At 53.6% G+C, this 11568-nt stretch carries 11 protein-coding genes and 1 pseudogene; 8 read left to right on the forward strand and 4 right to left on the reverse strand.

Annotation, left to right across the window (positions count from 1 at the left end):
• Positions 1-176 precede the first annotated feature (176 nt).
• The 6 genes and pseudogenes from FJ147_23815 (at position 177) to FJ147_23840 (ending at position 3827) form a co-directional block, all read left to right on the forward strand.
• Positions 177-1244: an LLM class flavin-dependent oxidoreductase gene (locus tag FJ147_23815; protein MBM4258917.1), complete on the forward strand. Its 1068-nt coding sequence runs from the start codon at positions 177-179 to the stop codon at positions 1242-1244.
• Positions 1245-1308: 64 nt separating this feature from the next.
• Positions 1309-1497: pseudogene (locus tag FJ147_23820) on the forward strand (addiction module toxin, HicA family).
• Positions 1498-1501: 4 nt separating this feature from the next.
• A complete protein-coding gene (locus FJ147_23825) occupies positions 1502-1717 on the forward strand; it encodes a type II toxin-antitoxin system HicB family antitoxin (protein MBM4258918.1) in 216 nt (71 codons plus the stop codon).
• Between the two features lie 27 nt (positions 1718-1744).
• A complete protein-coding gene (locus FJ147_23830) occupies positions 1745-2557 on the forward strand; it encodes a class I SAM-dependent methyltransferase (protein MBM4258919.1) in 813 nt (270 codons plus the stop codon).
• 31 nt (positions 2558-2588) lie between these two features.
• Positions 2589-2963: a hypothetical protein gene (locus FJ147_23835; GenBank protein ID MBM4258920.1), complete on the forward strand. Its 375-nt coding sequence runs from the start codon at positions 2589-2591 to the stop codon at positions 2961-2963.
• Between the two features lie 15 nt (positions 2964-2978).
• Complete coding sequence (locus FJ147_23840; protein MBM4258921.1) at positions 2979-3827, forward strand: alpha/beta hydrolase; 849 nt, start codon at positions 2979-2981, stop codon at positions 3825-3827.
• A 118-nt stretch (positions 3828-3945) separates the two neighbouring features.
• On the opposite strand, the gene FJ147_23845 is transcribed toward FJ147_23840, so the two are convergent.
• Positions 3946-4497 (reverse strand): VOC family protein, encoded by a 552-nt coding sequence (locus tag FJ147_23845; protein MBM4258922.1) that lies wholly within the window; start codon positions 4495-4497, stop codon positions 3946-3948.
• Between FJ147_23845 and FJ147_23850 the strand changes: the two genes are divergently transcribed.
• Both FJ147_23850 and FJ147_23855 read left to right on the forward strand, forming a co-directional pair.
• Positions 4472-6457 carry a c-type cytochrome gene (locus FJ147_23850; protein ID MBM4258923.1) on the forward strand — a complete coding sequence of 662 codons (1986 nt, stop codon included), beginning with the start codon at positions 4472-4474 and terminating at the stop codon, positions 6455-6457. The two genes, FJ147_23845 and FJ147_23850, sit on opposite strands and share 26 nt — an antisense overlap.
• Positions 6441-7520, forward strand: a complete 1080-nt coding sequence (locus FJ147_23855; GenBank protein MBM4258924.1) for an LLM class flavin-dependent oxidoreductase — start codon at positions 6441-6443, stop codon at positions 7518-7520. The genes FJ147_23850 and FJ147_23855 overlap by 17 nt, the downstream gene beginning before the upstream one ends.
• Positions 7521-7649: 129 nt before the next feature.
• Here FJ147_23855 and thiE read toward each other — a convergent pair whose 3' ends face one another.
• The 3 genes from thiE to FJ147_23870 form a co-directional block, all read right to left on the reverse strand.
• Positions 7650-8369 (reverse strand): thiamine phosphate synthase, encoded by a 720-nt coding sequence (thiE, locus tag FJ147_23860; protein ID MBM4258925.1) that lies wholly within the window; start codon positions 8367-8369, stop codon positions 7650-7652.
• A gap of 276 nt (positions 8370-8645) precedes the next feature.
• Positions 8646-10088 carry a sigma-54-dependent Fis family transcriptional regulator gene (locus FJ147_23865; protein MBM4258926.1) on the reverse strand — a complete coding sequence of 481 codons (1443 nt, stop codon included), beginning with the start codon at positions 10086-10088 and terminating at the stop codon, positions 8646-8648.
• A gap of 9 nt (positions 10089-10097) precedes the next feature.
• Positions 10098-11411, reverse strand: coding sequence for a PAS domain-containing protein (locus FJ147_23870; GenBank protein ID MBM4258927.1), 1314 nt, complete (start codon positions 11409-11411; stop codon positions 10098-10100).
• Positions 11412-11568 lie beyond the last annotated feature (157 nt).

Below are 11568 nucleotides of genomic sequence, written 5' to 3' on the forward strand. Positions count from 1 at the left end.
TCTTCCAAATGCTCGGCCAGATACGTACAGGTGCAATTCTTCGGCGTGCTCACCAAATATTCGACGTACTGCTTCTTGGTAATCATATCCCTAAAATGATACTTGTGGTCCTCAAGCGTAAGTCCTGTATTATGAAAATCTTGTCCAACTGAGCGGCCCGACAAGGAGGATGGGAGATGGATTTTGGATTTGTATTCTTTGGTGACGTAAACATTGCGCCCACTGTCGGGTTGGCGGAGAAGCGTGGGTTTTCACATGCGTGGTTGTATGATTCGCAGATGTTGACGAGTGACGTCTATGCCGCACTGGCACTGAGTGCAGTGCAGACGAAGAAAATTTTTCTGGGGCCAGGCGTGACGAATCCCATGTCACGCATTGCGCCGCTCACAGCGTGTTCGATTGCGTCGATCAATGCTCTGGCGCCTGGACGGACGATTCTCGGTATTGGCACCGGCAACACTGCTCGTCGGACGTTAGGTATGCCGGCTGCGCGTCTGGAAGTGTTGCGTGAACATGTTCGTGTTTGTCGGGATTTGCTCAGCGGCAAAACTACCCAATACCAAGAGGGGGAACGCCGGCGCATGATTAAGTTCCTCAATCCCAAAAGCGGAGCGATTAACCTACAGAAGAAAGTGCCTATCTACATCGCCGCCAGCGGTCCCAAGACGCTCGAACTGGCAGGCGAGATTGCCGATGGTGTCATCCTCTTTGGGGCAGTGAGTCCGAGCCTGATTCACTTTTGTATGGATCATGTCCGCGCGGGTGCGGAGCGCGCGAAGCGCAACCCCAAGAACATCTACACACTGTGTATGACTGCCTTTCATTTGACCGAACCAGGCGAAAAGCTCGAAACCTCACGTGTGCGCAAAGCCGTGGGACCATTTGTCACATCGTCGAGTAATATCTTTGCCTTCTCGTGCCCTGATCCACAGGCATTGCCTGCCGACCTGCGCAAGGACCTGGTCGCGTTCAAGAATGCCTATCGCGTACCGGACGAACCGATCGAGACGCGACATCTGAAAATGTATAGCGAATATCTGCAGGGCTTTAAGAAAGAACATGAAGCGCTTGTGAGCGAGAAAATGATTCGCGCCACGACGTTGACTGGCACACGCGAAGAAGTCATGGATTCCATTCGTGCCATGCAAAAGGCCGGAATGAAGCAGGTGGCAATCCAAGCTGTGACCGATCCACGCGAGACAATCGAGTCGTTCTCGAAAGCAGTTATCAAACGGTGGAAGTAGGGTGATAATGCCTACGACCTGAAGGCCGAGAAGCTTTGCGTCCGTGTGCTTTTGCCAAAGATTTATGAAGGTTCGGGATCTCATCAAGATGCTTGAAGCAGACGGGTAGTCTCTCGTGCGGACCAGAGGTGACCACCGTCAGTTTCACCACCCAATCAAACGCGGTACAGTAACCGTTGCTGGTAAGCTTGGCGTAGATATCCCACCTGGAACTTTAAACAGCATCCTCAAGCAAGCTGGCTTAAAGGAGTGACGCAATGCGCTATCTCGTCATTATTGAAAAAGGCGAGTCGAGTTGGGGTGCCCATGTTCCTGATCTTCCAGGTTGTATCGCTGTCGCAAAGACACGTAAGGACGTAAGAGTACTCATCAAAGAAGCAATTGATTTTCACCTGGAAGGTCTTCGTGCGCAGGGTGATCTTATTCCTCTCCCTTCCTCTGAAAGCGAGTTCATTGACACTGATGCGACCTAATCAGACTGCTTTTTCGTGGAGGACATTATGGCAGAACCAACTCTCAGTTTTTCAGGGTCCATTCCCCAACTGTACGATCGCTATCTCGGTCCGGTGTTGTTTGAGCCATACGCTATCGACCTCGCTCGGCGTGTGGCGGCTCATGGTGCTGGCCCGGTGTTAGAAATGGCTTGCGGCACTGGGATCGTTACGCGACAGTTACGTGCGCATCTCTCACCAAGTGTGAAAATTATCGCGACTGACCTGAGCCAACCGATGCTCGACTATGCGCAAGTGAAACTCGGAACTCTACAGAATGTTGACTGGCAGCAAGCAGATATTGCCGCCCTGCCATTTCCTGACACCTCATTCCCTACGGTCGTGTGTCAATTCGGCTTGATGTTTGTTCCCGATAAGCAAGCCGCTTTTCGCGAAGCCCGTCGGGTCCTGAGCAAGGGCGGTTTGTTTGCCTTCAACGTGTGGGACACTATCGCTACGAATCCATTCGTGGATATTTCTCATAAAACACTTGCCAGGTTATTTCCCGCTGATCCACCACAGTTTTTCACGCCTTTTATTTTTAATGATCATCACGTCTTACGGCAGTTGCTGACGACGAATGGCTTTGCCAACGTCCAGCTTGAGACTGTTACATTCCCGGCTCACAGTGAGAGTGCCAAAGCATTAGCGACAGGTTTTTTACAAGGTTCGCCACTCAGCGCAGCACTGCAAGACCGCGGAGCGTCGCTGGACGCCATCACCGATGCCGTAGCACAGGACTTAGCGCAGCACGGTGGAGCCGCACCGTTTCGCTCGACCTTGCAGGCAGTGGTGGTGACTGCACAAGCAGGCGGGGCGTGATAGTTGAAAGCGGCAAAAAGGAGACGTCACGATGGCTTTTGAGAAGCTACAAGAAGTTGCGAATAATGATCCTGAGTTCCGCCTGGCGGCGCGGTTTTGGGATACGAATTTACGATTAGAAATGGGCGATGAACTGTTGCTGTTGCAAATAGAGAAAGGGCGTATTGCAGATGTTACCTCAGGACATCAGGCCATTGCGTTTCTGACTCCCGTGCATCTTGTCGTGTCTGCACCGACGAGCGAGTGGCAAAAGTTTCTGGAGCGTATTCCGAAACCGTTTTATGTCGATCTCTGGGGCGCGATGACGCATCACGGCTTCAAAGTAGCTGGAGACATGGAAAGTCTCTACTCGTACTATCCGGCGGTGCGTCGCTTGTTCGACATCATGCGGGCACTGGCAAACTGATGTGGAGGGTGAGTTATGGCGCGTTTTGACAAAGCAATCGGACGCTATGTCTATTTGACGATCGACAACGTTGAATACCGAGTCTATTTCGAAGAGCATGGAGTAGGCATACCAGTAGTGATGCAACATACCGCTGGTGCTGATGGACGACAGTGGCGCCATTTTCTTGAGAATGATCGCCTGGCGCAGCACTTTCGTCTGATCGCGTATGATTTGCCGTACCATGGAAAGTCCGTGCCGCCGACCGGCAAGGAATGGTGGAAAGAGGAGTATAAGCTCACCAAAGACTTTCTCATGAAAGTGCCGGTGACGTTGAGTCGTGAACTGGGATTGGATCGACCGGTATATATGGGCAGTTCGATTGGTGGGCATCTCGCGACGGATCTTGCCCTTTATTACCCTAATGCATTCCGTGCGGTGATCGGGCTGGAAGCGGCCATAGCGACGCCGGGTGGGTATCGCGATGCCTGGAACCATCCGCGCGTGAGCAATGAGTTTAAAGCAAGTTCGATGTTTGGCCTGATGGCGCCGACCGCTCCAGAGAAGTTCCGTCGTGAAACCACGTGGGTGTACAGTCAAGGTGCACCGCCGGTCTTCAAAGGCGACCTCTATTATTATTCAGTCGATCATGACTTAAGTCAGACCGCAGAACAAATTGATACTTCCAAAGTTGCCGTCTACCTCCTGACTGGCGAATACGATTGGGCGAGTACGCCGAAGATGTCAGAAGAGCTGGCGCGGCGCATCAAGGGAGCGAAGTACCAGACGATGATTGGGCTTGGCCATTTCCCCATGAGTGAAGACCCTGAACGGTGCCTTGAATATGTTGAACCGATCCTGAATGAGATTCGTGCGCGGTCGTAGCGTTGATCCGCAGAGTCCCCTCTCCCTGGCAGGGAGAGGGCTGGGGTGAGGGTCAAAAGCTGGGAATACAGATACAAGCAATGGTGAATTGCTGGAGCCTTCGTCATCCGTCCTGCCGTCAATTTTGTTTCATATACTGGATCACTTCCAGTGTTCTCCCGGCGGCATCTTTAATGAAGGCAAACTTGGCAAACCCCATGTCTGTCGGCTCGACGATAAACTCGACTCCTTTGTTGCGCAGGTCGGCGACTGCCGCCTCAAAGTCATCAACGGCCAAGCCAATATGATCGCCTACCCCAACGTGAATCTGTTGAGAAATGGTGAGCGGTAAACCGTCCAGCTCTAGACGGACAATGGGTTTGCCACGAAACTCCAGTTCCTGGACTCGCTTGGCACCAAGCGTGCTCTCATAGAACGCGACAGTCTTTGGTACATCGTCAACGACCAGATGCCGGTGATTAAAACTATATGTGACAGTCTGTCCTGTAGCCATAAGTTTCCTCCTTTTTCTCTCTGTTTTTCCCTCGATGTGATGGCACGTACTGTCTCTTTCTGCGGACTGTAGGGAGTTCCTGACAGAGACGCAAGCGAATTTTAAAGATTCAAGAATAGTTTCCTTAGTGATTCGATGACCCGATGATGAAATGTCACAATGCCACAATTCCCCCATGACTCGATCGCGAAATTCTGCAATATACGAACGTCCATATTGGCAGAGTGTCTACCACAACAGAAGAATACAGGGAGGAGATGCTATGAAGGGTAGGAGAATGATGCTGCGCCGCACATCGACCGCAGTAATGATAGCGGCCATGTTGCTGGCCGCGAGTGCAGGCAAGGCTGCTGGTCCAACGGATACCAATTGGCCCACCTACAATGGAACGGTCAACGGTCAACGATATTCGTCGCTCGATCAAATCAACACACAGAATGCTGCATCGTTGAAGGAAGTCTGTCGTCTGAAAGTTGATGACTCAGGAACATTCCAGGCTGGGCTCATCCAGATCGACGGCACGATGTATCTCACCAATGCGCATGACACGTTGGCGATTGATCCGACGAACTGCCAGGTGCGGTGGCGCAATACCTACAAGCCTGAGCAGGAGGAGCTCTACCAGATTAACCGTGGCGTTGCCTTCGCGAATGGGAGGTTGTTTCGTGGCACCCCGGATGCCCGTCTGTTGGCCATAGATGCGGCAACTGGCAAGACGGTGTGGCAGCAGCAGGCTGGTGATCCCGGACAAGGAGAATTCTTCAGCTCTGTTCCCATTGTGTGGCAGGGACTCATAATCACTGGTGCGGCTGGTAGCGACTGGGGCGTACGTGGACGGGTGATGGCGTACGAGCAGAACACCGGCCATGAGGTGTGGCGATTTTACACGATCCCACGTGGCAAAGAGGTTGGGGCAGAAACCTGGAAAGATCCGAACAGTGCGCGTTACGGCGGCGGTGGGAGCTGGACGACCTATACCCTCGACATGTCAAGCGGTGAGGTGTTCGTCCCGGTCGGAAACCCTGCGCCTGATTTTGCGCCTAGTCATCGGCCAGGGGACAATCTGTTCACTGACAGTATGGTGGTGCTCGACGCGCGCACGGGGCAACTCAAGTGGTGGCATCAGATGCTGACCAACGACGGCCTTGATCTCGATGTTGCCGCCGCACCGATGTTGTACTGGAACAGCAAGGGGCGCCCGATGGTCGCGATTGGCAGCAAAGATGGGTTTCTCTATGGCGTCGACCGTGAAACCAAAAAGCGCGTCTTCAAAGTTCCGGTGACAACCATCAAGAAACCCGATCGTGATCCCACCACACAAGGTGTGCATGGTTGCCCAGGGCCACTAGGTGGGGTCGAATGGAATGGACCAGCCTACGATCAGCTAACCAAACACATTGTGGTGGGCTCTGTCGACCAGTGTGCAGTGTTCAAGTCCGATGAGGTTGAGTTTCGGCCCGGCCAGTTTCTGCTGGGTGGCAGTTACACCATGGACGACACCAAGAGTGGGTGGGTGAGAGCCGTGCATCCCGATACGGGTGCGCTGCGTTGGGAATATCATGCTGAGGCACCTGTGGTCGCAGGGGTTACACCGACCGCAGGTGGTGTGACATTCACCGGCGATATGGCTGGCAATCTGCTGGTTTTTGCATCTGCAACTGGCAAAGTATTACTCAAACAAGCGACTGGCGGTGCAATGGCTGGTGGTGTGATTACATACGCACTTGGTGGGACTCAGTATGTGGCCTTCACTTCAGGCAATGTGTCCTCGCGCTTGTCCTTTGGTGAAGGTGGCAAACCGCACCTGGTGATCTACGCACTGCCAGAACACGCGAAGTCGGTAGCTCCGGCACCACAGGCAGCGACGACAACCGCACCAGCGGTGACCACCGCAGCACTTGCACCTGCAGATGTCGCACGCGGCAAAGAGCTATTCGGCAAGAACTGTGCAGCGTGTCATGGCAACCAGGGAGAAGGCAGCTCTGGCCCGGCGTTGAAAGCCGTACGCACGCGGCTCGATATGAAAGCCACCATCAACTGGATCGAGAATCCTTCGGAGAAAATGCCACGACTCTATCCTTCGATACTTGATGCACAAGCAGTGACAGATATTGCGGCGTATGTGCAAGGGTTCTGAGGAGGCAATCATGGACTTTGGAGTGATCTTTCTGGCGAATGGAGAAACGCACAAAGATGCGGCTTTTGCCGAAAACAATGGCTTCACTCACGTTTGGGTCGGCGATTCGCAGCTGGTGTGGTCTGATGCTTTTCAGTGCCTGGCTTTGTGTACGACGACGACCAAGAAAATAAAACTTGGCACCAATGTGACCAATCCCAGCTCCCGCATTGCGCCTGTCACGGCTTGTAACTTTGCCACTCTCAACATGTTCGCACCAGGACGAGTGGTCATGGGTATTGGTACCGGCAACACAACGCGCCGGACGATGGGAATGCCAGCCGCAAAGCTGGCGCAGTTGCGTACGCACATCGATGTCTGCCGTGGGCTGTGGCGTGGCGAGACCGTTCCGTACGAGGAAGGGGACCGGCGCCGCATGATTAAGTTTCTCAATCCCGATAGTGGGTACATCAATCTGCAAGAGCCTATTCCAGTGCTGATTGCTGGGAGTGGACCAAAAACGCTCGAACTTGCGGGGGAAGTTGGTGACGGTGTCATTCTCTTTGGCACTGTGGGTGACAGTCTGCTGAAATACACACTAAGCCACGTCCGCCGCGGAGCTGAACGTGCGGGCAAACGAGTCGAAGACTTATATATTCTGGTACTCACGGCCTTTCATCTGACCAAGCCAGGTGAAACTTTAGCGGACCTCCAGCAGGCCGTGGGGCCATTGGTGACGTCTGAGTGCAACATTTTTGCCCTTTCGGTGAATGATCCACATGAATTACCCGGCGATATTCGCGACGACGTAATGGCGTTTAAGTATGCGTATCGCACTCCTAACGCGCCGATCGAGACCCGCCACCTTGATCTCTACACAGGCTATTGCGAAGCGTTTAAGCCGGAACATGCGTCGCTCGTGACGGAAAAGATGATCAAGGAAACGACATTGACTGGTACAGCTCAGGAAATTCAAGAACGAGTTCGGGCGATGCAAGCGCTAGGTGTCAAGCAAGTGGCCATTGCGTCAGACCACAATGGGATGACGGAGTTCGCCACGCATGTGATTCAGGGGATGAAGTAGACAGGCGAATTATTCTCAGGCCCAGGCGGAGCCTGGGCCTGCACTGTCTGAAGGGCTCAACCCTTATTGTATTCTGAGGCAGAGCCTCGTGCGCATGACGTTCCCAGGCAGAGCCTGGGAACGAGCGAATCAACCAATACGCAGGTGGTCTAACGTCTCCCGCACCTTAGCTGCAGTATCCTGAGCGAGAACCAGCTCGCTGATCATCGCGACAGCATCGGCACCAGCAGTGAGGGTTGCAGCAGCACGTTCTACCGTGATCCCGCCGATGGCGACAATTGGCAAGCGAACCTGCGCGCGGATTTCACGGAGTTGCTCACGTCCGCGGGCTGTATATCCTGTCGCTTTTGTTGTCGTACCGTACATTGGGCCAAACCCGATGTAATCCGCGCCATCGCGTTCAGCTATTTGCGCTTGTTGTGGGTCGTGAGTTGAAACGCCGATGATCTTCTGAGGGCCGAGGATTTTGCGTGCAGCTTCGAGCGGGAGGTCTTCCTGGCCGACATGCACGCCATCGGCCTCGACAGCAAGGGCAATATCTGCGCGATCATTGACAATGAACACACACCCAGTGCGATGGCAAATTGCTTTCACTTTGTGTGAAATCTCAAGAAAATCGCGTGATGGCAGATCTTTGGCGCGCAGTTGGAGAATCTTTGCGCCACCAGCGCAGAGTTTCTCAGCGACCTCAATCAAGGACAACTCTGGTCGACCGAGTGTGTCGGCTATGGTGTAGAGGGGACTGGGGAAGGAGAATGGGGGGCGGGGGCCAGGGGCCGGGTGTTGGCTTTGTTGATTCATAACTGTTTGTTTTCCCTTTACTTGCGAACTCAATGCTTTCAGTGCCATTTATCCTTCGACTTCGCTGTCGCTACGTTCAGGACCAACGGGGGCGGTGCTTAATCTACGCAGATACGATGGGTGAGTTTCTTCGTTTCCTGACTTCTGACCCCCGACCCCCCGGTTCCCGATCCCCGACCCCTAAATCAGACCCGAGAACATTCGTACACGTTACACGACAGACACTGAACCGTGTCATGCTGAGCGCAGCGAAGAATCTCTCTGAGAGGCCCTTCGTTGCACTCAGGGTGACAGCGCGAGTGTATGAATCTTTCGTGGTTTGATTTATCCCCCAGTCCCTGCTTTCCGTACTTCAATCTTCAAATCAGTAATCTTCTTCCGTAAGGTATTGCGATTGACGCCAAGCACATCCGCTGCCTTCAACTGGTTACCGCTTGTGTATTCTAGCGTGAGCTCAATCAGCGGCTTTTCAATTTGCTCGATGATTGAGGTGTACAGGCCTGTGGGGATGGTGCCCGATGATCGCTGAAAATAAGGCCTGAGTTTGCGACGGACAACGTCTTCGAGTGGCAGCTCTGTCAAGTCTTCTGGTAAGGGTGCATCGGTGTTAGGCAGGGAGAGGTCTGCGACCGTTAGCATGCGTCCAGGAGCGAGGACTGCCGCTCGTAACAAGACGTTCTCCAACTCACGGATATTCCCAGGCCACAGATACTGGAAAAGCACAGTCTGTGCGTCAGGAGAGATGCCAGTGACCGAGGTGCCCATTGAACGGTTGATCTTATCAAGGAAATACGTGGTTAACTCAGGAATATCTTCGCGTCGCTGTCGCAATGGCGGCAAAGCGATAGGAACGACCCGCAAGCGAAAGTAGAGATCCTCACGAAAGAGATGTTCTCGGACAGCTGCGGCCAGATCTTTGTTAGTTGCAGCAATAATGCGCACATCAGATTTGATCGTGTCACGCCCACCAATGCGGGTGAACTCGCGCTCTTGAATGACGCGCAAGAGTTTCGCTTGCAACACCAGTGGCATGTCGCCGATTTCATCGAGGAACAGCGTCCCGCCTGCCGCTTGTTCGAATTTGCCGACTCGCCGCTCGATTGCTCCAGTGAAGGCTCCACGTTCGTGGCCGAAGAACTCGCTTTCCAGCAGATCCATCGGGATCGCCGAACAGTTGATGCCAACGAACGGCGCTCGCCAGCGTGCAGAATAACGGTGAATGACTTTAGCGATCAGTTCTTTGCCGGTACCACTTTCTCCTTGAATGAGCACCGTCGCGTCGTTTTTGACCACTCGCCCGATGACTTTATAGACTTCCTGCATGGCGGCACTGTGGCCGATGATCTGCTCGCTCTTTCCTGGGGTTGCGAGTGCAGGCGTGGAATCCTCTACGACGAGGCGCTGCGCTTCACATGCGCGAGCAGCGAGGGCTTTGACTTCTTCGAGATCAAAGGGTTTGGGGAGATAGTCGAATGCCCCACGTTTCATTGCTTCGACAGCATTCGTGAGGGTGGTCTGCCCGGTCATAATGATGATGGACGTTGGCAGCTGCGCTTCCTGAGCCCGAAGGAGGAGGTCGAGTCCAGTGAGGTCAGGCATGCGAATATCGACAAAAGCCAAGGCGAATGGTTGCGCTTGTAGTCGCTCCCAGGCGAGCTTTCCTGAAGGGACAGTTTCTACGGTGTAGCCTTCTTCGCTCAGGGCGTCAGCGAGGACACGGCGAATAAGGTCTTCATCATCGGCAATGAGAATAGCAGGTTGTGTCATAACTGTATGTTACGAGGCGACAGGAAGATAGATATGAAAAGTCGTGCCGTGTCCAGCGTCGCTGTCAACGCGAATGAGGCCACCGTGTTGGACGACGATACGTTGACTGATTGCCAGGCCGAGGCCGGTGCCGCCAGTCTTAGTGGTGAAGAACGGGGTAAAGAGCTGACCGAGGTGTTCTGTGGCAATTCCAGGGCCATTGTCGTTGACATCGACAGAGAGAAAGCGAGCCATGCGCGGGGATGGCGATGCCGCAGGCTGGTCAGGCGGAGGGGGGGCTTTTCGGGATCGGAGTGTTCCTTCTGCAGGTGCTGGGAGCGGAGGTTCGAGCACTGGCAGTGCAGTAGTTGTGGTACGCAGAATATGAAAATCGGAGGCGATACGGGTCGTCACCGTCAATACGCCCCCGCGAATTCCCTGTAACGCTTGCATGCCGTTCTTGATAACGTTGCGAAAAACCTGGGCAAGCTGCGTTTCATCGCCTTCGACATCCGGCAAGCTGGGATCAAACTGGGTAACGATTTTGAGCCCTTTCGGTGCTGTGCCATGCTCAAGCAACAGAACATCTGTCAATACTTTATGGACGTTCAGCGGTTGTGGTGTGAAGCGTGTACGAGGGGACAACTGAAGCAACTGTTCTAGCAGATTACTTAATCGATCAATCTCCCGCAGCATGACGGTGGTATATTCGAACGCTGAGGCATCTTCTTTCACGCGTCCTTGCAGCAATTGTGTAGCGCCGCGGATTCCGGCTAAGGGATTACGAATCTCATGAGCGAGGCCTGCTGCGATGACGCTGAGTTGGGCGAGCCGTATAGTTTCTTGTTCCTCTTGTGCCATCTCTTTCTGATGCGAGAGATTATGGAGGGCCGCCACAACTCCAAGAAACTGACCGTCATTGGTAATAATCGGAGAGCAGATAAGGCGAACCGGGGTTGCGCGGAGAAAGCGGTTCTGCAGGTCACCTTCGCCAGCGGTCGACCGGTGTCCAGAGGCAAGCATCCGTTTAATGATCGTGACAATCCAAGGATTACTGGCAAAGACCTCAGTATATGGGCGGTCGTGCACCTGTGTTGCTGACAGACCGGTCAACTGCTCGGCTGCTGGATTGACGAAGGCAAGGCGATACTCTTGATTGAGGACAAAGACCCCCTCGTCTAAACTCCCAACAATATATTCCCAATAGTCAGCAGGGAATTGGGCAGGAAGAGGGGCAGGGACTAAAGTTTGTTTTGTGCGCACAGCTTCACATGCTCTAGCAAGATGTAGGGAATTTCGCCAGAGTACTGTGGTCCTAAACCAAACCACACGAGATGGGTACACTTTGGGTCGTCACCCGAGAGACCGTAGCGTCACCAGTCACAACTTAAGCTGTTGGCAGTGCAGTAATTCCCTCTCCCTCAGGGAGAGGGCTAGGGTGAGGGGATGAAAACTCAGGGCTTTTGACTTCTCGACTCCCTCATCCTGACCTTCTCCCTGA

Source organism: Deltaproteobacteria bacterium, from assembly GCA_016874775.1.
Taxonomy (GTDB): domain Bacteria; phylum Desulfobacterota; class Binatia; order Bin18; family Bin18; genus VGTJ01.

Bases quoted from the DNA above. Each gene is read 5' to 3' on its own strand.
- FJ147_23815 (MBM4258917.1), top strand. From the start codon at position 177: ATGGATTTTGGATTTGTATTCTTTGGTGACGTAAACATTGCGCCCACT.
- FJ147_23825 (MBM4258918.1), top strand. From the start codon at position 1,502: ATGCGCTATCTCGTCATTATTGAAAAAGGCGAGTCGAGTTGGGGTGCC.
- FJ147_23830 (MBM4258919.1), top strand. From the start codon at position 1,745: ATGGCAGAACCAACTCTCAGTTTTTCAGGGTCCATTCCCCAACTGTAC.
- FJ147_23835 (MBM4258920.1), top strand. From the start codon at position 2,589: ATGGCTTTTGAGAAGCTACAAGAAGTTGCGAATAATGATCCTGAGTTC.
- FJ147_23840 (MBM4258921.1), top strand. From the start codon at position 2,979: ATGGCGCGTTTTGACAAAGCAATCGGACGCTATGTCTATTTGACGATC.
- FJ147_23850 (MBM4258923.1), top strand. From the start codon at position 4,472: ATGTCACAATGCCACAATTCCCCCATGACTCGATCGCGAAATTCTGCA.
- FJ147_23845 (MBM4258922.1), bottom strand. From the start codon at position 4,497: ATGGGGGAATTGTGGCATTGTGACATTTCATCATCGGGTCATCGAATC.
- FJ147_23855 (MBM4258924.1), top strand. From the start codon at position 6,441: ATGTGCAAGGGTTCTGAGGAGGCAATCATGGACTTTGGAGTGATCTTT.
- thiE (MBM4258925.1), bottom strand. From the start codon at position 8,369: ATGGCACTGAAAGCATTGAGTTCGCAAGTAAAGGGAAAACAAACAGTT.
- FJ147_23865 (MBM4258926.1), bottom strand. From the start codon at position 10,088: ATGACACAACCTGCTATTCTCATTGCCGATGATGAAGACCTTATTCGC.